General features: G+C 69.2%; 23 protein-coding genes, 1 other RNA gene and 1 pseudogene. 21 read left to right on the forward strand and 4 right to left on the reverse strand.

The window, feature by feature from the left end; translation table 11 throughout:
• The first annotated feature begins 25 nt into the window (after positions 1 to 25).
• From ssrS to CSW60_RS14810, 4 genes are all read left to right on the forward strand, one after another.
• Positions 26 to 190: non-coding RNA, 6S RNA (gene ssrS, locus CSW60_RS14795), on the forward strand.
• A gap of 25 nt (positions 191 to 215) precedes the next feature.
• On the forward strand, positions 216 to 815 hold the full coding sequence (locus CSW60_RS14800) for a 5-formyltetrahydrofolate cyclo-ligase (protein WP_099538097.1): 600 nt from the start codon (positions 216 to 218) through the stop codon (positions 813 to 815).
• A 30-nt stretch (positions 816 to 845) separates the two neighbouring features.
• The gene (locus tag CSW60_RS14805; RefSeq protein ID WP_099538098.1) at positions 846 to 1,679 is read left to right on the forward strand and encodes a TIGR00282 family metallophosphoesterase; all 834 of its coding nucleotides are present in this window, start codon (positions 846 to 848) and stop codon (positions 1,677 to 1,679) included.
• A gap of 69 nt (positions 1,680 to 1,748) precedes the next feature.
• Positions 1,749 to 2,162, forward strand: coding sequence for an organic hydroperoxide resistance protein (locus CSW60_RS14810; protein WP_099538099.1), 414 nt, complete (start codon positions 1,749 to 1,751; stop codon positions 2,160 to 2,162).
• Here CSW60_RS14810 and CSW60_RS14815 read toward each other — a convergent pair.
• Entirely contained in the window at positions 2,159 to 2,809 is a 651-nt protein-coding gene (locus CSW60_RS14815) for a glutathione S-transferase family protein (protein ID WP_099538100.1), read from the reverse strand. The genes CSW60_RS14810 and CSW60_RS14815 overlap by 4 nt on opposite strands.
• A gap of 147 nt (positions 2,810 to 2,956) precedes the next feature.
• Here CSW60_RS14815 and CSW60_RS14820 point away from each other — a divergent pair, with 147 nt between their 5' ends.
• From CSW60_RS14820 to CSW60_RS14830, 3 genes are all read left to right on the forward strand, one after another.
• Entirely contained in the window at positions 2,957 to 3,712 is a 756-nt protein-coding gene (locus CSW60_RS14820; protein ID WP_099538101.1) for a YebC/PmpR family DNA-binding transcriptional regulator, read from the forward strand.
• A 220-nt stretch (positions 3,713 to 3,932) separates the two neighbouring features.
• Positions 3,933 to 4,625 (forward strand): MgtC/SapB family protein, encoded by a 693-nt coding sequence (locus tag CSW60_RS14825; protein ID WP_099538102.1) that lies wholly within the window; start codon positions 3,933 to 3,935, stop codon positions 4,623 to 4,625.
• A gap of 49 nt (positions 4,626 to 4,674) precedes the next feature.
• Positions 4,675 to 5,607 (forward strand): nucleoside hydrolase, encoded by a 933-nt coding sequence (locus CSW60_RS14830; protein ID WP_099539141.1) that lies wholly within the window; start codon positions 4,675 to 4,677, stop codon positions 5,605 to 5,607.
• Here CSW60_RS14830 and CSW60_RS14835 read toward each other — a convergent pair.
• From CSW60_RS14835 to CSW60_RS14845, 3 genes are all read right to left on the reverse strand, one after another.
• Positions 5,604 to 6,008, reverse strand: a complete 405-nt coding sequence (locus tag CSW60_RS14835) for a GFA family protein (protein ID WP_099538103.1) — start codon at positions 6,006 to 6,008, stop codon at positions 5,604 to 5,606. The genes CSW60_RS14830 and CSW60_RS14835 overlap by 4 nt on opposite strands.
• Before the next feature lie 50 nt (positions 6,009 to 6,058).
• On the reverse strand, positions 6,059 to 6,340 hold the full coding sequence (locus CSW60_RS14840) for a hypothetical protein (protein ID WP_099538104.1): 282 nt from the start codon (positions 6,338 to 6,340) through the stop codon (positions 6,059 to 6,061).
• Positions 6,341 to 6,402: 62 nt separating this feature from the next.
• Complete coding sequence (locus tag CSW60_RS14845) at positions 6,403 to 6,702, reverse strand: hypothetical protein (protein WP_099538105.1); 300 nt, start codon at positions 6,700 to 6,702, stop codon at positions 6,403 to 6,405.
• Between the two features lie 101 nt (positions 6,703 to 6,803).
• Here CSW60_RS14845 and ruvC point away from each other — a divergent pair, with 101 nt between their 5' ends.
• The 14 genes and pseudogenes from ruvC (at position 6,804) to CSW60_RS14915 (ending at position 21,016) form a co-directional block, all read left to right on the forward strand.
• Complete coding sequence (ruvC, locus tag CSW60_RS14850; RefSeq protein WP_201723068.1) at positions 6,804 to 7,325, forward strand: crossover junction endodeoxyribonuclease RuvC; 522 nt, start codon at positions 6,804 to 6,806, stop codon at positions 7,323 to 7,325.
• A complete protein-coding gene (gene ruvA / locus CSW60_RS14855; protein WP_099538107.1) occupies positions 7,322 to 7,942 on the forward strand; it encodes a Holliday junction branch migration protein RuvA in 621 nt (206 codons plus the stop codon). Before ruvC ends, ruvA begins: the two co-directional genes overlap by 4 nt.
• Complete coding sequence (ruvB, locus tag CSW60_RS14860; RefSeq protein ID WP_099538108.1) at positions 7,939 to 8,979, forward strand: Holliday junction branch migration DNA helicase RuvB; 1,041 nt, start codon at positions 7,939 to 7,941, stop codon at positions 8,977 to 8,979. Before ruvA ends, ruvB begins: the two co-directional genes overlap by 4 nt.
• Positions 8,969 to 9,835 (forward strand): hypothetical protein, encoded by an 867-nt coding sequence (locus CSW60_RS14865; RefSeq protein WP_099538109.1) that lies wholly within the window; start codon positions 8,969 to 8,971, stop codon positions 9,833 to 9,835. The genes ruvB and CSW60_RS14865 overlap by 11 nt, the downstream gene beginning before the upstream one ends.
• Entirely contained in the window at positions 9,832 to 10,278 is a 447-nt protein-coding gene (gene ybgC / locus CSW60_RS14870; protein WP_099538110.1) for a tol-pal system-associated acyl-CoA thioesterase, read from the forward strand. Before CSW60_RS14865 ends, ybgC begins: the two co-directional genes overlap by 4 nt.
• A 119-nt stretch (positions 10,279 to 10,397) precedes the next feature.
• On the forward strand, positions 10,398 to 11,090 hold the full coding sequence (tolQ, locus tag CSW60_RS14875) for a protein TolQ (RefSeq protein ID WP_099538111.1): 693 nt from the start codon (positions 10,398 to 10,400) through the stop codon (positions 11,088 to 11,090).
• A 4-nt stretch (positions 11,091 to 11,094) separates the two neighbouring features.
• Positions 11,095 to 11,616 carry a biopolymer transporter ExbD gene (locus tag CSW60_RS14880; protein ID WP_099538112.1) on the forward strand — a complete coding sequence of 174 codons (522 nt, stop codon included), beginning with the start codon at positions 11,095 to 11,097 and terminating at the stop codon, positions 11,614 to 11,616.
• Positions 11,617 to 11,623: 7 nt separating this feature from the next.
• Complete coding sequence (locus tag CSW60_RS14885) at positions 11,624 to 12,439, forward strand: energy transducer TonB (RefSeq protein ID WP_099538113.1); 816 nt, start codon at positions 11,624 to 11,626, stop codon at positions 12,437 to 12,439.
• Positions 12,440 to 12,468: 29 nt separating this feature from the next.
• Complete coding sequence (tolB, locus tag CSW60_RS14890; protein WP_099538114.1) at positions 12,469 to 13,767, forward strand: Tol-Pal system beta propeller repeat protein TolB; 1,299 nt, start codon at positions 12,469 to 12,471, stop codon at positions 13,765 to 13,767.
• A 203-nt stretch (positions 13,768 to 13,970) separates the two neighbouring features.
• Complete coding sequence (gene pal, locus CSW60_RS14895; protein ID WP_099538115.1) at positions 13,971 to 14,540, forward strand: peptidoglycan-associated lipoprotein Pal; 570 nt, start codon at positions 13,971 to 13,973, stop codon at positions 14,538 to 14,540.
• Positions 14,541 to 14,616: 76 nt separating this feature from the next.
• Positions 14,617 to 15,477 carry a tol-pal system protein YbgF gene (ybgF, locus tag CSW60_RS14900; protein WP_099538116.1) on the forward strand — a complete coding sequence of 287 codons (861 nt, stop codon included), beginning with the start codon at positions 14,617 to 14,619 and terminating at the stop codon, positions 15,475 to 15,477.
• Between the two features lie 219 nt (positions 15,478 to 15,696).
• Positions 15,697 to 16,923, forward strand: a complete 1,227-nt coding sequence (gene tilS / locus CSW60_RS14905) for a tRNA lysidine(34) synthetase TilS (RefSeq protein ID WP_236634333.1) — start codon at positions 15,697 to 15,699, stop codon at positions 16,921 to 16,923.
• 34 nt (positions 16,924 to 16,957) lie between these two features.
• Positions 16,958 to 18,838, forward strand: coding sequence for an ATP-dependent zinc metalloprotease FtsH (ftsH, locus tag CSW60_RS14910; RefSeq protein WP_099538118.1), 1,881 nt, complete (start codon positions 16,958 to 16,960; stop codon positions 18,836 to 18,838).
• A gap of 52 nt (positions 18,839 to 18,890) precedes the next feature.
• A pseudogene (locus CSW60_RS14915) lies at positions 18,891 to 21,016 on the forward strand (ATP-binding protein).
• Positions 21,017 to 21,026 lie beyond the last annotated feature (10 nt).

Below are 21,026 nucleotides of genomic sequence, written 5' to 3' on the forward strand. Positions count from 1 at the left end.
GAGCGCCTATCTATGTCCCCGGCGGGTCTTGCTGCGGTTCGCGTCGGGGACTTCACATCCCGGGGACCTTAATCGACTCTCTTGGGAGCTGTGCCTTTCCGTGGCCGTGGCTGCGGAAATACGGCGCCCACCTGGCATGCCAGGTCCGAGTGGATTGAAACTGTCGCCCACGGTTCTTCGCGGCGCCGCCACCCTTTTCCTTCTATAAGCGGCGCATGACCATCGCCGACCCCGTCGCGGCCAAGACGGCCCTGCGCGTCTTCCTGCGCAACCAGCGCAAGCAGCTGGCCCGCGAGCATCCTCAGGCCGACTGGATGATCGCCGAGGTGGGGCGTGAGCCCTTGGCGCGCCTCTTCCCCGATCCCGTTGGCAAGGTCGCGGCGCTCTATCACGGCCTGGGCTCGGAGCTTTCTCCGCTTCTGTTGGGCGATCATCTGCGCGAGGCCGGCTGGAGCCTGGCCCTGCCGGCGGTGATCGATCCCGACGCGCATCGCATGGTGTTCCGCGCTTGGACGCCCGGCGAGCACCTGGTCCACGACACGATCGGCCTGCGGGCCCCCAGCGCCAAGAACCCCGTCGTGGAGCCCGATCTGGTCATCACGCCGCTGCTGGCCTTCCAGCGCGACGGCGTGCGGCTGGGGCAGGGCGGGGGCTATTACGACCGGGCGCTGGCGAGTTTGCGGGCCCGCAAGCCGGTCGTCGTGCTGGGCGTCGCCTACAGCGGTCAGCAGGCGGAGAATTTGCCGCACGAGTCGCATGATCAAAGGTTGGACGCCATTCTCACCGAAAAAGAGTATATCGCGGTCAAAGCCTGAGCCCCCCAGGGGCTCGATCCATACAGTTTCTTGGGACTCTCGATGCGTTTCGCCTTTTTCGGCGATGTCGTCGGCAAGTCGGGCCGGGACGGCCTGGCCGACCATCTGCCCGACCTTCGCCGCCGTCTCGGCCTGGAGTTCGTCATCATCAACGCCGAGAACGCGGCCGCGGGTTTCGGCATCACCGAGAACACCGCGCGCGAGCTGTTCGAGGCCGGCGCCGACTGCCTGACCCTGGGCAACCACAGCTGGGACCAGCGCGAGGCCCTGACCTATATCGTGCGCGAGCCGCGCCTGATCCGTCCCGCCAACTATCCGATCCTGTCGGACGCGCCGGGCCGGGGCAGCCACCTCTTCCAGACGGACTCGGGCAAGACGATCTTCGTCGTCAACCTGCTGGGCCGGGTGCACATGGACGCCATGGACGATCCGTTCGCCGCCGCCGACCGCGAGCTGGACAAGGCGCCGCTGGGCCAGGTGGCCGACGCGGTGATCGTCGACATGCACTGCGAGGCGACGTCCGAGAAGATGGCCATGGGCCACTATTGCGACGGCCGCGCCTCTCTGGTGGTGGGCACCCACACCCACGTGCCGACAGCCGACTGCCAGGTCCTGCCGGGCGGCACCGCCTACCAGACCGACGCGGGCGCCTGCGCCGACTATGACAGCGTGATCGGCAACCAGAAGGAAGAGCCGCTGCGGCGGTTCACCACTAAGATCAGCGGCGGCCGCTACCAGCCGGCCAGCGGCCCGGCCACGGTCTGCGGCGTCTTCGTCGAGACGGACGACCGCACCGGCCTGGCGACGCGGGTGGAGCCGATCCGGGTGGGCGGGCGGCTGAGCCCTCACATTCCGGCGGTTTGATCCGAGGCTCAGCTTGCGGCTGTCACGATAGCGGTCTCAGATGCGGCTCCCCCTCTACAGGAGCTCCCCATGACCGACGCCATCTACACCGCCCACGCCCACGCCGTCGGTGGCCGCAATGGAACGGCCAAGTCCGATGACGGCCATCTGGACGTCAAGCTGGCCTATCCGAAGTCGATGGGCGGCGACGGCAATGGCACGAACCCCGAGCAGTTGTTCGCCGCCGGCTACAGCGCCTGTTTCCTAGGCGCCCTGGGTCTTGTCGCTCGCAACCAGGGCGTCAAGCTGGGCGAGCACAGCCTGGACGCCGAGGTCGACCTGATCAAGGACGAGACCAGCTTCCACGTCGGCGTGCGCCTGAAGCTGAGCGCGCCCGAACTGGACCGTGAAACGGCCGAGAAGCTGCTGCGCGCCGCCCACGAGGTCTGCCCCTACTCGAAGGCCACGCGCGGCAACGTCCAAGTCGATCTGGAAGTCGCCTAAGCTTCGGGAAAGTAGTGGAAGAACGGCTCGGCCTCGGACAGCACGCGCTGGACCGCGGGCCGGGCCTTCAGCCGCTCCAGATAGGCCAGGCATAGCGGCCAGCGCTCGGCCAGAGCCTGGACCTTGTTCGCGTAGAACAGCGCCGGCATGGCCGCGCAGTCGGCGAGGCCGAAGTCGTCGCATATCCACGTCCGGCCGTCGGCCAGCGCGCTCTCTAGGTGGTCGCAGGCCGTGGACATCTGAGCGTAGGCCTCGTCGACTCCGAAGCCGTCCTTGGCCTCCTTGGGACGCAGTCGATCGGCGACGATCCGCTGCATCGGATGGTGGACATAGTGGTCGAAGAAGCGGTCCCAGAAGCGCATGCGCCAGGCCTCGTCCGGATCGATCGGCGTGAACCGAACGGGGCCGGGATAGTGAAGGTCCAGGTAGTCGAGGATGACGCTGGTCTCGTTGACGGTCTCGCCCCGCGCCTCGTCACGCAGCGCGGGCATCTTGCCCATCGGCGACAGCTTGCGAAACGCCTCGCGCTTGGCGGGGTCGCCCAGGTCAACCATCGCGTTCTCGAAGGGCGTGTCGTTCTCGTAGAGGCCGATCAGCGCCTTCCAGCAGAAGGAGGACAGCGGGTGGGCGTGCAGCGTCAGGCTCATGGCGGTCGCTCCTCTACACTTAAGTGATTGCCTAACTATATCGGCGCGCATCGGGAGGCAAGCCCGGCGGTGGGGGTGACAAAACCCGCTCCCGGGCGTTAGAAGCGCGCCCACACTCCATTTTCAGACCAGAGACAGAGCCTCCGAATGGCCGGCCACTCGAAATTCAAGAACATCATGCACCGCAAGGGTCGCGCCGACGCCGCGCGGTCCAAGCTGTTCTCCAAGCTGTCGCGGGAAATCACCGTCGCGGCCAAGTCGGGTCTGCCCGATCCGGCCATGAACCCGCGCCTGCGCCTGGCCGTGAACAACGCCAAGGCCGAGAGCCTGCCCAAGGACGTCATCGATCGCGCGATCAAGAAGTCGCAGATGGGCGACGCGGCCGACTACACCGAAATCCGCTACGAGGGCGTGGCCGCCGGCGGCGTCGGGATCATCGTCGAGGTGATGACCGACAACAAGAACCGCGCCGCCGCCAACGTCCGCTCCTACTTCACCAAGATGGGCGGCAACATGGGCGCCACCGGCTCGGTGACCTTCAACTTCGACCGCGTCGGCCAGATCAGCTATCCGGCCAAGACCGCCTCGGAAGACGAGATGATGGAAGCCGCCATCGAGGCCGGCGCCGACGACGTCATCTCGGACATGGAAGAGGAAGGCGAAGGCCACACGATCTACACCGCCTTCGAGGACCTGAACGAAGTGGCCGCGGCCCTGGAAGCCAAGTTCGGCGCGGCGGCCAACACCAAGATCGCCTGGCGTCCGAAGATGCAGGTGCCGGTCACCGGCGACAGCGTCGCCACCCTGATGAAGCTGCTCGACATGCTGGACGAGGACGACGACGTCCAGGCCGTCTACTCGAACGAAGACATCAGCGAGGAAGACCTGGCCAAGCTGGGGTGAGGTCTCGCTTCTCCCCTTGCGGGAGAAGAGCCTGCCCCGGGCTCGACCCGGGGTGTCGCCAACGGCGACGGATGAGGGGTTGAATATCCTGAACGCCGCGACTGGCTCGACCGCCGTCGCGGCGTTTTCCGTTCCAGCGACCCCTCACCCGGCCCTTCGGGGCCCCCTCTCCCGCAAGGGGGAGAGGGATCACGAAACGCCATGAGCCGTTACAGCCCTCATGGCCTGGCTGTCCCCCGCAGACTTCCTGCCCATCCTCGGCGCGCTGGTCGCCGGCGGCGTCATTGGGTTCGAGCGTGAGTACCGCGCCCGGCCGGCGGGCCTGCGCACCCACATTCTGGTCAGCCTCGCCTCGGCCCTGCTGATGTTGGCCGCCGTCCATCAGGTGCGGTGGATGAGCGACACCCCGTCCGACGTCCTGCGCATCGACCCTGTCCGCATGGCCCACGGCGTGCTGACCGGCGTCGGCTTCCTGTGCGGCGGGGTGATCTTCCAGCAGGGCGTGTCGGTGCATGGCCTCACCACCGCCGCCTCCCTGTGGATAACTTCGGCGATCGGGACTCTGTTCGGCGTAGGCCTCTACGAGCTGGCGATCCTCGGCACGGTGCTGGCGGTGGCCACCCTGAGCGCCGCGCGATGGCTGGACCACGGCCTGCCGCAGAAGAACTATGCCGAGATCAGCGTCCGCTCGCGCCGCGAGACGCCGCTGGACGAAGAGGAGCTGCGCAGCCTGATGGCCGAGTACGACCTCAAGGGCCAGAAGCTGAATCACAGGCTGCGCGACGGCGGCGCGGTGTTCGAGCTGGCCGGCGCCTTCTCCGGCAAGGGCGCGCTGCGCCTGCGCGAGGTGGCTCATCGCCTGCGGTCCGATCCGCGCGTCGTCGAGTTCGACATCCTGCCGCGCAAGGATTGAGCCGCCGCGTCGTCTTCTCCCCGTGATCCTGCCCGGCTACAGTGGCGGGATGGTCCTGCGGGTACACATCGACACCGATTGCGGCGTGGACGACGCGCTGGCGCTGGCGCTGCTGGCGCGCGCCCGTCAGGCGGTCGAGGTGGTCTCGGTCTCGGCGGTGTTCGGCAACACCTATGTCGACCAGGCGGCCGCCAATGCGCGCGGCGTGCTGCGCCTCGCCGGTTGCGGGGCCGAGGTCTATATCGGCGCCGGCTCGGGCCTGGCCAAGCGGCGGGTCGAGCGGATGCGGCCGGCCCATGGCGTGGACGGCCTGAACGGGGCCGGCTTCTCGCAACGCTGGAAGCTGCCGGAGCTGGAGCGCGGCCATTCGGCGAACTTCCTGGCCTTCGCCGCCCGTCGAAAGGTCGCGGGCCTGTTCCTCGGGCCGCTGACCAACCTCGCCAAGGGCCTGCTGGAGGATCCCGCCGCCTTTCGCGACTGGCGGCCGACGGTCATGGCCGGCGCCTTCGAGGTCGAGGGCAAGGCGGCGGGCGGCGCCGACTTCAACAGCTGGAGCGATCCGGAAGCCCTGCAGCGCACCCTGGAGTCCGGCGTCATGCCGCGGCTGATGCCTTTGGACGCTAGCCATCAGGTCGAGGTGACCGCCGCTGACCTGGCGCGCGGCGCCGACTGCTGCGGCTCGCCGTTGTCGGCGCGGCTGACCAAGGCGGCTGGGCCTTACATCGCCTTCCACAAGGGCGTCTGGGGCGGCGAGGGCTGTCGGCCGCACGACGCCGTGGCCGCCGCCAGCCTGATCGCGCCGGAGTTTTTCACGTTCGAGCCGGCGCGGGTTCGCGTGGCGGTCGACGGGGCGCGCCTGGGTCGCGTCGAACGCATCGACGGCGCGCCGAACGCCGAGGTCTGCGTGGGGCTCGACGTCGAGGCCGTGACGCGATTGATCGTCAGCGGCCTATTTGGCGCGAAGGCGGTCGAGGCGGCCTAAGCTGGCGGGTTTTGCTCGAACTGCATCGCGCCGTCGTGGGGGCGATGCCAAGGCGGCGCGCTGGCCATCCACATGTCGGCCTGCACCTTGAAGTCGGCGGCGTCGTCCAAGCCGCCCACCTTGACCGCCACCATGTCGCGGTTCTTGTCCGGCCGCGAGAAGACGTGGACACCGCAGGTTCCGCAGAAATAGCTGCCGCCGCTGGTTTCGCGCGCCTTGTAAACGCGAGGCTCGCCCCGGATCACGCTCAAGGAGTCGGCGGGAAACACCATCGTCAGGTTTGGCGAGCCGCCAGCCACGTATTGGCAGTCTCGGCAATGGCAGGCCACGTGGAACATCGGCGCGGCCGAGAGCTCATAACGAATTTCGCCGCAGCGGCAGCCGCCTGTTCGCAAGGTCATGCTGATCTCCTCGCCGGAGAGTGGCGCGGACCGCAGCGCGTGGGCAAGCCCTAGTGCGGCTGGCCCCACTGGGCCGCGCGCTCGCGGACCAGGTCGCGCATGAACTGGTCCAGATCGGCCAGGCGGCGGTCCATCTCCGTGACTGGCACGCCGTTCCAGATCGCGTGGTCGTAGGCCGAGCGCGCCTCCTGCAAGCTGTCGCCCGCGCGATATCGCTCGACGATGTGCAGGGTCTCCAACAGCTTGGTGGGGCGGTCGACCTTTTCGTGCTTCATCGACCAGTAGCTGACCATGTACTCGGCCAGGATTCCTTCGTCCGACGTGCTGACCATCGGCGTCTCCCTAACGACTGCCCGCTAGATAGGGAGCGCCGCCGGGCTCGCCAGGGTTTGGATCAAATTCCGCCGCCGGCTTTCCATTCGTCTTCGAACATCGCCGCGGTGATCGGCGTCAGGGTCAGGCGCTCCCCCTCGTGCTCGGCGACGTGACCCTCCAGCAGGTTGGCGGCCATGTCGCGGAACGCGCCCTCGACCAGGCTGCCGCCGAACTCGGCCTCGGCGCAGGCGCGGCGGCCGTCGGCGAAGACGTCGATCAGGCGCGGCACGCCGCCTCGGCCATCCACCTCGTAGAAGATGGCGACCGGGTCGTCGCTCGGCGGATGGATCCAGTCGCAGCGGAAGTGGGAGACGATCATGGGGGCGTTTTCGACCCGCCCGCCTCCCGGCGCAAGAGCGCGCGGCGTTTACGACTCGTTAGCGAAGTCGGGGCTTTTCCTCGGGGGCGGAAGCGAGGAAAGTGCGAGAACACATGATGAACGCGAATCGCACGCCCATCCGCATCCTCGGCCTCGATCCGGGCCTTCGCCGCACCGGCTGGGGCGTGCTGACCATCGACGGCGCGCGCATGAGCCACGTCGCCCACGGGGTCATCGTCCCTGACGAGAAGGCCGACTTCGCCCAGCGCCTGCTGCATCTGTTCGAAGGCATCTGCGCCGTGATCGAGCAGCACCGCCCCGACGAGGCCGCCGTCGAGGAGGTGTTCCTCAACACCAACGCCCAATCGACGCTGAAGCTGGGCCACGCCCGGGCCGCCGCTCTGATCGCGCCGGCCCGCGCCGGCCTGCCGGTCGCGGAATACTCCACGCGCCTGGTCAAGAAGGCTGTGGTCGGCACCGGCGCGGCCGACAAGGCCCAGATCGGCTTCATGATCGCCCGCCTGCTGCCGACGGCGGGCAAGACCACGGCCGACTGCGCCGACGCCCTGGCCGTCGCCATCACCCACGCCAACCTGCGCGCCGCCCACCGGAGGGTCGCATGATCGGTCGTCTCAGAGGCGCCGTCGCCGAGGTCGGCGAGGAAGAGGCCCTGATCGACGTCATGGGCGTCGGATACGTCGTCCGCTGCGGTCACCGCACGCTGCAGCGCCTGCCGGCCCTGGGCGAGGAGACCCTGCTGCACATCGAGAGCCAGTGGAGCGAGAGCGCCGGGCTTCGGCTTTACGGTTTCCTGACCCGCGAGGACCGCCGCGCCTTCGTGCTGCTGCAGGCGATCCAGGGCGTGGGGCCCAAGGCCGCCATGGCGGTGCTGGACGTCCTGTCGCCGGCTGAATTGGCCTCGGCCGTCGCCCGCGAGGACAAGGCCGCCGTCGGCCGCGCCAACGGCGTGGGGCCCAAGCTCGCTTTGCGCATCGTCACCGAGCTGAAGGACAAGCCGATCACCGACGGGCCCGTGCTGATGACAGCGCCCGCCGCCGGCGCCGCGGCCTCGGCCCCAGCCAAGCCCGCCCCGACCGGCGACGCCGTCGCCGCCCTGATGGGCCTGGGCGTGGCCGAGGTGAACGCCCGCCGCGTCGTCGAGGCGGCCGCCGATCGCCTCGGCGAGGAGGCCACCGTGCAGGCCCTGATCAAGGCCGGCCTGCAGGAACTCGGCCGATGACGAGGGTCATCTCCGGCGAGCCGCAACACGGCGATCTCGCGCCCGCCGACCGCGCCCTGCGGCCCCAGACCCTGGCCGAGTTCGTCGGCCAGGAGCAGGCCAAGGGCAATCTCCGCGTCTTCATCGAGGCCGCCAAGGGCCGGGGCGAGGCGCTGGACCATGTGCTGCTGTTCGGCCCGCCGGGCCTGGGCAAGACCACCCTGGCCCAGATCGTCGCCCGTGAGCTGGGCGTGAACTTCCGCGCCACCTCGGGCCCGGTGCTGAACAAGCCCGGCGACCTGGCCGCGATCCTGACCAATCTGGAAGCCAACGACGTCTTGTTCATCGACGAGATCCACCGCTTGTCGTCGAACGTCGAGGAAATCCTCTATCCGGCCATGGAGGACCACGTCCTGGACCTGGTGATCGGCGAGGGACCCTCGGCGCGCTCGATCCGCATCGACCTGGCGCCCTTCACCCTGGTGGCGGCGACGACGCGGGCGGGCATGCTGGCCACGCCCTTGCGCGACCGCTTCGGCATCCCGATCCGGCTGGAGTTCTACACCCCGGCCGAATTGCGCCACGTGCTTCAGCACGCCGCCCGCAAGATGGGCGCCCCGCTGTCCGACGACGGCGCCGACGAAATCGCCAAGCGCGCCCGGGGCACGCCGCGCGTCGCCGGCCGCCTGCTGCGCCGCGTGCGCGACTTCGCCACCGCCGACGGCGCGACGATCATCGACCGCAAGGCCGCCGGCCTCGCCCTGGCTCGTCTGGAAGTCGACGAAAGCGGCCTCGACAGCCTGGACCGTCGCTACCTGCGGGCCATGATCGAGCACTATGGCGGCGGGCCGGTGGGCGTGGAGACCATCGCCTACGCCATCGCCGAGGCCCGCGACGCGGTCGAGGACGTGATCGAGCCCTATCTGATGCAGCAGGGCTTCATCCAGCGCACGCCGCGCGGCCGCATGGCCTGCGGCAAGGCCTACCTCCACCTGGGCCTCACCCCGCCCGCCGCCCCGCCGGGCCAGGCGCAGGGAGGCCTTTTCGATGAAGGTTAGCGACCTGGGCGTTATCCGACTGTTCACGGCCGTCCTGGCCGCCGCGGGTCTCGCCGTCTCCCTGGCCGCCATCGGCGCGGCCGGCGCACCGCGTAACGCCTTGATCGTCCAGGGGCTCTCCGCCGTGCTGGCCCTGGGCCTGGCCCTGCTGGTCGGACGGTTCTGGCGGCGAGCGCGCTGGCGGCTTTGGGTGCTGATGGCCGCCTGCGGCCTGGCCCTGGTCCTGACGCTGATGAATGGCGTCTCGCTGGAGGGGGCCAAGCGGTGGCTGGCGCTGGGGCCGATCCAGCTCCACACGGCGTCTATCGTTCTGCCGTTCGCGGTCTGGGCCTTCGCCAAGGGCTTCGGCGACCGTCGCGCGGCGCCGATCGCGGCCCTGATCGCCTTCCTTCTCCTCTATCAGCACGACGCGGCCTCTTCGCTGGCCTTCGCCCTGGCGCTCGCCGCTGGAGCGCTGGTGGAGCGCCCGCGTCAGCTGACGCCTTGGGCGTGCGTCATTGTCGCCGGGCTCCTGGCCTACGCCGCCTGGGTCGCGCCCGACACCTTGCCCGCCGTGCCCTATGTCGAGGGACTTCTCGCCAATACGATGAAGGCCAACCCGGTGCTGGGCTTCGTGGCGGGCGTCTTGATGATCGGCCTGCCCGCGCCCTTCCTCGCCGTCGCCCAGGCGCGGCCGGAACGTCGCGCCGAAGCCTTGGCGCTGGCGGCTCTGTGGACCGGCTGGATCGCCGGCGCCCTGTTTGGAAACTATCCCGCGCCCGTTCTAGGCTACGGCGCCGCGCCGATCCTGGCCTGGGGCCTGTCCCTGGGGCTGGTGCTCGGCGATTCCGCCAACCAGGACCCGCCCGCGTCATGATTGAACCCACCGCCGGCGTCTTCGAGGGCCGCGAGCATCAGTTGCCCGTGCGCATCTACTATGAAGACACCGACTTCACCGGCATCGTCTACCACGCCAACTACCTGCGCTATCTGGAGCGCGGTCGCAGCGACTTCTTCCGGATGGTCGGCATCTCGCACAGCGAGCTCGCCCAGCAGGACACGGGCTTCGCCGTGATCCGCATGGAGCTGGACTTCAAGCGCGCGGCCAAGATCGACGACGCCCTGGTGGTGCGCACCCTGTATGAGCGGGTCGAGGGCGTCCGGCTTCACGTCAGCCAGCGGATCACGCGCGGCGAGGAGACGATCCTGGAGGCCAAGGCGGTCGCCGTCTGCATCAGTCTTTCGGGCCGTCCGCGCCGCCCGACGGCGGAGATGACGGCCAAGCTGGCGCCCTGGCTGGCGCCGCCGAACGAGGCTTGAGGCGGCGTCCCCATTTTTTCGGATCGATCGACCCTCGTCATAGTTTCACCCAAGCGCCGCTTCATGCCATACGGCGCACACCTGTCCTGATCAGACGCCCCAACGGAGCCCTATCCCGCATGGACGCCTCGGCCGCCGCCCCCAATTTCTCGTTCTTCGCCCTGTTCATGCAGGCCGACTGGGTCGTCAAAGGCGTGATGATCGGCCTGATCCTGGCGTCGCTGGGCTCGTGGGCCGTGATCCTGGACAAGCTGTTCCGCTTCAACACCCTGAACCGCGCGGCCGACCGCTTCGAGGAGCAGGTCAGCGGCGGACGTTCGCTGGAGGACGTGGCGGGCGAGGCCGGCGCCAATCCGCCGCACGCCCTGCCGCGCATGCTGCAGGCGGCGCTGAAGGAATGGCGCGACGCCAAGACCCGGGCCATGACCGAGAACCAGACGGCCTTCCTGGTCGCCCGCATCGACCGCATCCTCGACACCATGATCGCCCGCGAGACCGCCAAGGTCGAAGAGGGGCTGGGCAGCCTGGCCATCGTCGCCACCGCCAGCCCGTTCATCGGTCTCTTCGGCACGGTCTGGGGCATCATGCACGCCTTCCAGAACATCGCCCTGTCGAAGAACACCTCGCTGGCCGTCGTCGCGCCGTCGATCGCCGAGGCCCTGTTCGCCACGGCCGTGGGCCTGATCGCCGCCATCCCGGCCTATATCGCCTACAACAAGTTCTCGACCGACGCGGGCAAGTACGCCGGCCGCCTGGAAGGCTTCGCCGACGACCTGTCGACCGCGATCCAGCGTCGCCTGACCGAGCGCTAAGCCCATGGCGATGTCCTCCAACGACGCCTTCGCCACCGGGGGCGGCCGAGGCCGCCGCCGCCGGGGCCGCCGCACGCGCGGGGCCCTGTCCGAGATCAACGTCACGCCCCTGGTCGACGTGATGCTGGTGCTGCTGATCATCTTCATGATCTCGGCGCCGCTGCTGACCGCCGGCGTGCCGCTGGAGCTGCCCAAGACGGAAGCCGCGGCCCTGCAGAACCAGGACGAGCCGATCACCGTCTCGATCCGCAAGGACGGCGGCATCTTCGTCGGCGAGACCCAGATTCCGTTCGAGAACCTGGCGCCGCGCATCAGCGCGATCGCCGGCGACGGCTACGACAAGCCGATCTTCGTCCGGGCCGACGGCGGCGCGACCTATTCGGTCGTCGCCCAGGTGATGGCGGGCCTGTCGAACGCCGGCTTCAACAAGATCAACCTGATCACCGAGACGGGCGGTCCCTCTTCGGGCGCGGCCCCGCGCGACGCCAAGCCGGCGGACGCGGGCGACCTGCGGCCGGCGCAGTAGGGGCGGCATGATCGCCCGCCGCGAACAACGGGTCTCTCCGGCTCTGCTGGGCTCGATCGCGCTGCATGGCGCGGTCGCGGCGCTGATCGCGTTCGGCCTGCCGTGGAAGTCGTCCAAGCCGATCACCATCGGCGAGTCGGTGCCGGTGACCATCGTCGCCAACGGTCCGACCAATGTCCGCCCGGCCGAGGAAGCGCCGGTCGAGCAGACCGCCCAGACGCCCGAGCCCGAGCCGCAGGCCACGCCGCAGCCGCCCGCGCCCACGCCTGCCCCGACGCCGACGCCCGCTCCCGCGCCGCCGCCCAAGCCGACGCCGGTCCCCAAGCCCGTTCCGACCCCGACACCGGCCAAGCCCACGCCGCAGAAGAAGACCGACAACAACGACTTCTTCGCCTCGCTGGAGGCCTCGATCGCCAAGTCCCAGAAGGCGACCGGCAAGCCGACTTCCAACGCGCCGAAGGGCCCTGCGCGGCAGGAGACCTCGGTCTCGGCCCGTCCGGCTCTGGGCGCGGCCACGGGCCTCTCGGCCGCCGCGCTGGGCCGCCTGCAGGGCGAGGTGCAGCAGCGCTGGAACCCCAACTGCGAGGTCGAGGGCGGCGCCAACGTCAATGTTCGCGTGGTCTTCGTGATCGGGCCGGGCGGCCGCGTCGTCGGCCAGCCGGAGTCGCCGGGCACCAGCTCGCCCGATCCGGTGGTCAAGGCCGCTTCGGACCGCGCCATCCGCGCGCTGTTCGCCGCCTCGCCGTTCGCCTACCTGCCGTCGGACCTGTACGGTCAGAAAATCGCCCTGAACTTCAACGCAAAACAGGCCTGTTCGCGTTGATGTCCGGAAGGAACAAGAAGGAGACTCCGATGCGCTTCCGAGCCCTGTTGCTGATGGTCGCCGCCCTGATGAGCGGCGCGGCCTTCGTCACGCCGGCCGCCGCGCAGATCGAGGTCGACATCAACGCCGGCGCGGTCAAGCCGCTGCCGATCGCCATCCCCGCCTTCTCGGGCGCGACGCGCGGCGCCGAGATCGCCCAGGTCATCAGCGGCAATCTCGAACGCTCGGGCCTGTTCCAGCCGCTGAATGTCTCGGGCGTTCCGGACAAGCTGGCCGACGTCAACATCCAGCCGCGCTTCCCCGACTGGCAGGCCACCGGCGCCCAGGCGCTGATCAACGGCCAGGTCACGGTCGGCCCCGACGGCGGCCTGCGCGTCGACTTCCGCCTGTGGGACGTGTTCAGCCAGCAGCAGCTCTTGGGCCTGCAGTTCTCCTCGACGCCGGACAACTGGCGCCGGGTCGCCCACAAGATCAGCGACGCCGTCTATGAGCGGCTGACCGGCGAGAAGGGCTATTTCGACACCCGCGTCGCTTTCGTCGCCGAGAGCGGCCCCAAGCTGGCCCGCGTCAAGCGCCTGGCGATCATGGATCAGGACGGCGCCAACCCGCAGTACCTGACCGACGGCTCGTACATCGTCATGACCCCGCGCTTCAGCTCGACGAGCCAGGAGCTGACCTACATGGCCCTGCGGCCGACGGGCTCGTCGATCTACCTGCTGAACCTCGAGACCAGCCGCCAGGAGACGGTCGGCAAGTTCCCCGGCATGGTGTTCGCCCCGCGCTTCTCGCCCGACGGCGCCAAGGTGGCCTTCTCGGTCGAGAAGAACGGCAACAGCGACATCTATGTGATGGACCTGCGCAGCCGCGCGACGACCCGCATCACTACCGATCCCGCCATCGACACCTCGCCCTCGTTCTCGCCGGACGGGACCAAGATCGCGTTCAACTCCGACCGCGGCGGCCAGGCGCAGCTCTATGTGATGAACACCGACGGCACGGGCGTTCGTCGCATCTCGTACGGCGGCGGCCGCTATACGACGCCCGTCTGGAGCCCGCGAGGCGACTTCATCGCCTTCACCAAGCAGACCGGCGGCGAGTTCCACATCGGCGTCATGCGTCCCGACGGCAGCGACGAGCGCCTTCTGACCACCAGCTATCTGGACGAGGGCCCGACCTGGGCGCCGAACGGCCGGGTGCTGATGTTCTTCCGCGAGGGCGGCGGCGGCAATCCCAAGCTCTGGACGGTGGACATCACCGGCCGGATCCTGCGGCCGGCCGCCTATAATGGTTCGGGCTCGGATCCGGCCTGGTCGCCGCTTCTGGACTGACAAATCGTCGGGACGCGCAACCTTAGCCTTGCGAGCGCGTTCCCAGGGCTCTAACTCGGCGTCGCCAGACGCCGGGATTTCCCTTGCGGAAGAGTTTCGACGTCGCCTGCCGGACTTCTGACGTCATTGTGAGGTCACGTCAGGCATTTAGCAGGTCCATTGCCGGCATGTCGCAGGTATGGATCAGGTCCAGAGTTGTTGACTTGAGGAGAAACTGGATGAGCTTCGACACCCAGCGCGCCGCTAGACTGGCGCTCGTCGGCCTGGCCGCCGCCTCGCTTGCCGCCTGCGCTTCGCGTCCGAAGCCCCAGCCCGTCGCCCCGACGCCGCCGGCGCCGCCGCCGGCCCAGGAACCGGCTCCCTACACCCCGCCGCCGGCCCCGCCGGTCGCCCAAGGCCCGCTGCCGGGCTCGGTGCAGGACTTCGTCGTCAATGTCGGCGACCGCGTCTATTTCGATACCGACGAATATTCGGTCCGCGCCGACGCCCAGCCGGTCCTGGCCGGCCAGGCCCAGTGGCTGAACCGCTATCCGGCCGTGAAGGTCCGCATCGAAGGCAACGCCGACGAACGCGGCACCCGCGAATACAACCTGGCCCTGGGCGCCCGTCGCGCCAACGCCATCCGCGACTTCCTGATCGCTCAGGGCGTCGCCGCCTCGCGCATCGAGACGATCTCGTTCGGCAAGGAAAAGCCGATCGACGCCGGCTCGACCGAAGAGGCCTGGGCCAAGAACCGTAACGGCCACACGGCCATCACGGACGGCGCCCGTTAAGCCAAGCATTCTAGGGCGGCTTCTCTCACGAGACGCCGCCCTAGTTTTGTCCGCCTCCTACCGGTAAATCACGGTCATGAAGCTCAAATCCGCCCTGCTCGCCGTCCTGTTCGCGTCCAGCGCCGCCGTGGCGGTCGCTCAGACCCCGCTGCCGGAAGCCGATCCGCTGGACGATCGCTCGGCCAAGCGCGTGGAACGGATGGAAAAGGTGGTTCGCGAGCTGCGGTCGATCGTCTTCCAGGGCCGCGACACCGGTAAGCCCGTGGTGGTCCAGCCGGCCGAGACCGACGCCCAGATCGCCGCCCTGAACGACCGGGTCACGGACCTGGAGCAGACCCTGACCAAGCTGAACGGCCAGAACGAGGCCGTCACCTTCGAGCTGACCAAGGCCAACAGGGCGGCCGCCGACCAGAAGGCTCGCGCCGACGCGTTGGAGCAGCGCCTGGCGGCGATCGAGAAGACTCTCGCCGATCTGCAGGCCGCCGCCGCGGCCCAGGTCGCTTCGGCCCCCGCCGCAGGCGCGGCCGTTCCGCCGCCGCCCCCGCCGCCGGCCGATCCGGCCGTGGCCTTCAAGCAGGCGCGCCAGCTGCTGCTGGACGGCGACTACGCTAACGCCGAGCAGGCCTTCTCGGTCTATGTCACGAACTATCCCGACAACGCCAAGACGCCCGAGGCCCGCTACTGGCTGGGCGAGACCCTGTTCGTGCGCGAGGCCTATACCGACGCCGCCGCCGCCTATATCGGCGCGATCCGCGGCTGGCCGCAGACGAGCTGGGCGCCCGACGCCACCCTGAAGCTGGCGCGCTCGATGGTGGCGCTGAAGAAGACCACCGAGGCCTGCCGCACCCTGGACGAACTGGCCAAGCGCTATCCGAAGGCCTCGTCGCAGATCACCTCCCGCGCGGCCTCGACCCGCGTCGCGGCGAAGTGTTCGTAAGGACCTGAACCCCTCTCTCTTTGAGAGAGGGAGGGGCCCATCGCTTGCGATGGGAGGGTGAGAGGTTACGCTCTCACTGAACTTGGCGAACATGGCGCATCATGAAGGGCTAGGGATTGTCCGGTGGACGGTGAAACCACTCACCCTCCCACCGCCTCCGGCGGCGGGCCCCTCCCTCTCTCAAAGAGAGAGGGATTTCGCCGCGCCTTCGATCGTCGCCTGGATGCCCTGTCCAAGGCCCCGCTGGCCGTCGGCTTCTCCGGCGGCGGGGACTCCCTGTTCCTCCTGAAGGCGACGCTGGACTGGGCGCGGCCGCGTGGCCGGTCGGTGCTGGCGTTCGTGGTCGATCATCAGCTGCAGGCCGATAGCGCTCGCTGGACCGCCGACGCGGTCGATCAGGCGCGAGCCTTGGGCGCCGAGGCGCGCGCTCTGGCCTGGGCCGGGCCCAAGCCCGCCACGGGCCTGCCCGCCGCCGCTCGTCGAGCCCGTCACGCCCTGCTGGCCGCCGCGGCTCGGGAGGCTGGCGCCTCCGTCCTGCTGCTGGGCCACACCGCCAGCGATCTGGCCGAGAGCGCGGCGATGCGGGCCGAGGGCTCGACGGTGCCCGATCCCCGCGAATGGTCGCCGTCGCCGGTCTGGCCGGAGGGGCGCGACATCTTCCTGCTGCGGCCGCTGCTGACCCTGACGCGAGGCGAGATCCGGGGGGCGCTCGCCGCGGATGGCGAGACCTGGCTGGAGGATCCGGCCAACACCGACCTCCGCTACGCCCGGGCCCGAGCGCGGGCAGGCGGGGTCGAGGCGGCGGTCTTGGAACTGGACACCATGAGCCCGCCGCCTGTCTTCGCCATCGACGACGCCGGCGCCATCCGCCTGCCGCGCGGCGTCGCCGCCGCTCACCTCGCCGCCGCCCTGCTGTGCGCGGCCGGGACCGAGCGGCCGCCGCGCGGCGAGCGGCTGGAGCGGCTGGTCCAGCGCCTCCGGCGTGACGAGACCTTCGCCGCCACCCTGGCGGGCGCGCGGATCGAGGCGGACGAAACGGTGCTGATCTGCCGCGACGCGGGCGAGACGGCGCGGGGCGGTCTTGCGCCCCTGACGCTGGCACCGGGCGAGGCTGGGGTGTGGGACGGCCGATGGGAGATCGCCGCCGGCGACGCGCCTCTGACCATCAGAGCTCTGAAGGGCCAGGCCTCCAGCCTGTCGCCTGAGCAGCGCGCGCGTCTGGTCAAGCTGCCCGCCGCCGTCCGGCCCAGCTTGCCCTTGATCCTGCGGCATGGCGCGGCGCCGTGCTCGCCCACGCTTGACGGCCCGGACTTTGCAGCCGAAGGGGGAGGGCGCGCGCGTCTGCTCGTTCTGGGTCGTTTCGAGGCCGCGGTCGGCCTTTATGACCAAGAATGCGTGACCGGACGTCGCGTCCGTGGCGCAACCGCTCGCGAGCCCTTATCTTGAAGGGCGAAGACCTATCGTTGGGAAGACAACCCGTATGAATTTTCGGAACGCAGCCATCTGGCTGGTGATCGTGGCGGCCCTGCTGGGCGTGTTCTTCGTGAGCCAGAACGCGCGCACCAAGGGCGGCGGCGAGATCAGCTATTCGCAGCTCCTCAAGCAGGTCGACGCCGGTCAGATCAAGTCGGCCGAGATCTCCGGCCAGGTCGTCCAGGCCAAGGACGCCAGCGGCAAGGTGCTGACGGTCAACGCGCCGATCGACTCCGATGAGCTGGTCAACCGCATGGTCGCCAAGAACGCCGACGTGAAGTTCAAGAGCGGCTCGATCAGCTTCCTGGCCATCCTGGTCCAGCTGCTGCCGATCCTGCTGGTGGTGGGCGTGTGGCTGTTCTTTATGCGCCAGATGCAAGGCGGGGCGAAGGGCGCCATGGGCTTTGGCAAGTCCAAGGCCCGGCTGCTGACCGAGAACAAGAACCGCATCACCTTCGAGGACGTCGCCGGCGTCGACGAGGCCAAGGAGGAGCTGCAGGAGGTCGTCGACTTCCTGAAGGATCCGGCCAAGTTCCAGCGCCTGGGCGGCAAGATCCCCAAGGGCGCCCTGCTGGTCGGCCCTCCCGGTACGGGTAAGACCCTGATCGCCCGCGCGGTCGCGGGCGAAGCCGGCGTGCCGTTCTTCACCATTTCGGGTTCGGACTTCGTCGAGATGTTCGTCGGCGTCGGCGCCAGCCGCGTCCGCGACATGTTCGAGCAGGCCAAGAAGAACGCCCCCTGCATCATCTTCATCGACGAGATCGACGCCGTCGGTCGTCACCGGGGCGCTGGCCTGGGCGGCGGCAACGACGAGCGCGAGCAGACCCTGAACCAGCTGCTGGTCGAAATGGATGGCTTCGAGGCCAATGAAGGCATCATCCTGATCGCCGCCACCAACCGTCCGGACGTCCTGGACCCGGCCCTGCTGCGTCCGGGCCGCTTCGACCGTCAGGTCGTGGTCCCGAACCCGGACGTCTCGGGCCGCGAGAAGATCATCCGCGTGCACATGAAGAACGTGCCGCTGGCCGCCGACGTCGACGTCAAGACGCTGGCGCGCGGCACCCCGGGCTTCTCGGGCGCGGATCTCGCCAACCTCGTCAACGAGGCCGCCCTGATGGCCGCCCGCAAGAACCGCCGCATGGTCACCATGAGCGACTTCGAGCAAGCCAAGGACAAGGTCATGATGGGCGCCGAGCGCCGCTCGATGGCCATGAACGAGGAAGAAAAGAAGCTGACGGCCTATCACGAGGGCGGTCACGCCATCGTGGCCCTGAACGTCCCGCTGGCCGACCCGGTCCACAAGGCCACCATCGTGCCGCGCGGCCGGGCCCTGGGCATGGTCATGCAGCTGCCGGAAGGCGACCGCTACTCGATGAAGTACCAGCAGATGACCTCGCGCCTGGCCATCATGATGGGCGGCCGCGTGGCCGAGGAGCTGATCTTCGGCAAGGAGAACATCACCTCGGGCGCCAGCAGCGACATCAAGGCGGCCACGGACCTGGCCCGCAACATGGTCACCCGCTGGGGCTATTCCGACGTGCTGGGCACGGTGGCCTATGGCGACAACCAGGACGAGGTGTTCCTGGGCCACTCGGTCGCCCGCACCCAGAACGTCTCTGAAGAGACCGCCCGCCTGATCGACAGCGAGGTCAAGCGCCTGGTGCAGTACGGCCTGGACGAGGCCCGTCGCATCCTGACCGAGAAGATCGAGGACCTGCACACCCTGGGCAAGGCCTTGCTGGAGTACGAGACCCTCTCGGGCGAGGAGATCGCCGGCGTGCTGAAGGGCGTTCCGCCCAAGCGCGAAGAGGAAGAGACCAAGGAGACGATCGTGGCCCCGTCGCTGGTGCCGCTGTCTCCGGGCGCGGGCGCCAGCGTCACCGCCTGACGTCTCTCAAGGCGTAAAGGATCAAGCCGGCTCGCGAGGGCCGGCTTTTTTCTTGCCCAGCTGCAACGGGTTCGCATGGGAGGCGTTCAAGCTTCACCGCAAGTTCGCGGTCTGGGGCGACGCCGACCGATGGTCACCACGCTGACAGACAATACGGCCGCCGCGACCATCGCCACGGGCGACTGGACGGACGCCGGCTTGCCTTCGCCGTCCGCCTGGCCGGCCGCCCTGAAGGTCGCCGCCGGCATGATGCTGGCCTCGCCGATCCCCTCGTTCCTGGCTTGGGGCGAGCGCGGGGCGACCCTGCATAACGACGCCGCCCGGACCATGCTGGACCTGCCCGACGTGGCGGGCCGCCCCTTCGCCGAGGTCCTGCCCATCGCCCAGGCGGGCGACCTGTTGGCGCGAGGCCGCGCCGGCGAAAGCGTCAAGCTGGAGAACGTCCCGTTCACACGGGCCGGCGAGGAGGCCTGGTGCAACCTCTTGGCCTCGCCCGTGCGCGACGAGGACGGCGTTGTGCGCGGCGTGCTGGTCCATTGCAACGACATCACCGCCCGGGTTCTCGACGATCGGGCTCGGTTGGCCGAGGAACGCCGCTACCGCGCCCTGTTCGAGTCGATGGACGAGGGCTTCTGCGTCATCGAGTTCCTGGACGGTCCGCACGGCCCCGACAGCGACTACATCCACATCATGGCCAACGCCGCTTACGAGCGGCACGCCGGCATTCCCAATGTCGTCGGGCAGAAGCTGCGCGAGATGGTCCCGGACGAGGCCGACGCCTGGGTCGCGCGCTATGGCGAGGTGCTGCGCACCGGCGCGCCGATCCGCTTCGAGCAGGAGCTGGTCGCCACCGGCCGGCATCTGTCCCTGTCGTCGTTCCGCATAGAGCCGCCCGAGTTGAAGCAGGTGGCCGTGCTGTTTCAGGACGTCACCGATCGCAAGCGTACGGAAGCCGAGCTACGCCACCTGAACGAGACCCTTGAAGCCCGTATCGCCCAGGCCCTGGCGGAGCGCGAACGCACCGAGGAGGAGCTGCGCCAGGCGCAGAAGATGGAGGCTGTCGGCCAGCTGACCGGCGGCCTCGCCCACGACTTCAACAACCTGCTGGCCGGAATCTCGGGCGCTTTCGAGATGATCGGCGCACGGCTGGCCCAGGGGCGGACCGGCGACGTCGAGCGCTATCTGGGCGCGGGGCAGGGAGCGGCGCGGCGGGCGGCGGCCCTGACCCACCGCCTGCTGGCCTTCTCGCGCCGTCAGACCCTGGCCCCCAAGGCGATCATCATCAACCGGCTGATGGCCGATTTCGTCGAGCTGGTCCGCCGCACGGTCGGGCCGTCGATCGACGTCGAGATGGTGGCCGCCTCGGGCCTGTGGCCGACCCTGGTCGACTCCAACCAGCTTGAGAACGCCCTGCTGAACCTGTGCATCAACGCCCGCGACGCCATGCCGGACGGCGGGCGGATCATGATCGAGACCGGCAACCGCTGGCTGGACGAGCGCACCGCCCGCGAGCACGGGCTGGAGTCGGGCCAGTACGTTTCGGTGTGCGTCAGCGATACCGGCTCGGGCATCGACAAGGCCACGCTGGAGCGGGTGTTCGATCCCTTCTTCACCACCAAGCCGATCGGCCAGGGGACCGGGCTGGGCCTCTCCATGGTCTATGGCTTCGCCCGCCAGTCGAACGGCCACGTGCGGATCTATTCCGAGGTCGGCCAGGGCACGATGGTCTGCCTCTACCTGCCCCGCCACCTGGGCGAGGAGGACGAGGAGCCGACGCCCGCCGCGCTGGACGCCGCGGCGACCCACGCCGACCAGACGGTGCTGGTGGTGGACGACGAGCCGACGGTGCGGATGCTGGTGGTCGACGCCCTGAGCGAGCTCGGCTACGCCTGCCTGGAAGCCCAGGACGGCGCGGCGGGGCTGCGCATCCTGCAAGGCGATCGCCGGGTCGACCTGCTGATCACCGATGTCGGCTTGCCCGGCGGGCTGAACGGACGCCAGGTGGCCGACGCCGCCCGCGCCTTGCGTCCGGACCTGAAGGTCCTGTTCATCACCGGCTACGCCGAGAACGCCGTGCTGAACCACGGCCACATCGAGCACGGCATGGAGGTGCTGACCAAGCCGTTCGCGATCGGCGATCTGACCGGACGCATCGACCGGATGCTGCGGGACGGCTAGAACCCGGCGC

Origin of the sequence: Caulobacter sp. X (assembly GCF_002742635.1) — a bacterium.
Taxonomy (GTDB): domain Bacteria; phylum Pseudomonadota; class Alphaproteobacteria; order Caulobacterales; family Caulobacteraceae; genus Caulobacter.

Bases quoted from the DNA above. Each gene is read 5' to 3' on its own strand.
- CSW60_RS14885 (WP_099538113.1), top strand. From the start codon at position 11,624: ATGATCGCCCGCCGCGAACAACGGGTCTCTCCGGCTCTGCTGGGCTCG.
- CSW60_RS14845 (WP_099538105.1), bottom strand. From the start codon at position 6,702: ATGATCGTCTCCCACTTCCGCTGCGACTGGATCCATCCGCCGAGCGAC.
- ybgC (WP_099538110.1), top strand. From the start codon at position 9,832: ATGATTGAACCCACCGCCGGCGTCTTCGAGGGCCGCGAGCATCAGTTG.
- ruvB (WP_099538108.1), top strand. From the start codon at position 7,939: ATGACGAGGGTCATCTCCGGCGAGCCGCAACACGGCGATCTCGCGCCC.
- ybgF (WP_099538116.1), top strand. From the start codon at position 14,617: ATGAAGCTCAAATCCGCCCTGCTCGCCGTCCTGTTCGCGTCCAGCGCC.
- CSW60_RS14800 (WP_099538097.1), top strand. From the start codon at position 216: ATGACCATCGCCGACCCCGTCGCGGCCAAGACGGCCCTGCGCGTCTTC.
- CSW60_RS14865 (WP_099538109.1), top strand. From the start codon at position 8,969: ATGAAGGTTAGCGACCTGGGCGTTATCCGACTGTTCACGGCCGTCCTG.
- CSW60_RS14880 (WP_099538112.1), top strand. From the start codon at position 11,095: ATGGCGATGTCCTCCAACGACGCCTTCGCCACCGGGGGCGGCCGAGGC.
- tolB (WP_099538114.1), top strand. From the start codon at position 12,469: ATGCGCTTCCGAGCCCTGTTGCTGATGGTCGCCGCCCTGATGAGCGGC.
- CSW60_RS14820 (WP_099538101.1), top strand. From the start codon at position 2,957: ATGGCCGGCCACTCGAAATTCAAGAACATCATGCACCGCAAGGGTCGC.
- ruvA (WP_099538107.1), top strand. From the start codon at position 7,322: ATGATCGGTCGTCTCAGAGGCGCCGTCGCCGAGGTCGGCGAGGAAGAG.
- CSW60_RS14825 (WP_099538102.1), top strand. From the start codon at position 3,933: ATGGCCTGGCTGTCCCCCGCAGACTTCCTGCCCATCCTCGGCGCGCTG.
- CSW60_RS14815 (WP_099538100.1), bottom strand. From the start codon at position 2,809: ATGAGCCTGACGCTGCACGCCCACCCGCTGTCCTCCTTCTGCTGGAAG.
- tolQ (WP_099538111.1), top strand. From the start codon at position 10,398: ATGGACGCCTCGGCCGCCGCCCCCAATTTCTCGTTCTTCGCCCTGTTC.
- CSW60_RS14810 (WP_099538099.1), top strand. From the start codon at position 1,749: ATGACCGACGCCATCTACACCGCCCACGCCCACGCCGTCGGTGGCCGC.
- CSW60_RS14830 (WP_099539141.1), top strand. From the start codon at position 4,675: ATGGTCCTGCGGGTACACATCGACACCGATTGCGGCGTGGACGACGCG.
- CSW60_RS14840 (WP_099538104.1), bottom strand. From the start codon at position 6,340: ATGGTCAGCACGTCGGACGAAGGAATCCTGGCCGAGTACATGGTCAGC.
- CSW60_RS14835 (WP_099538103.1), bottom strand. From the start codon at position 6,008: ATGACCTTGCGAACAGGCGGCTGCCGCTGCGGCGAAATTCGTTATGAG.
- ftsH (WP_099538118.1), top strand. From the start codon at position 16,958: ATGAATTTTCGGAACGCAGCCATCTGGCTGGTGATCGTGGCGGCCCTG.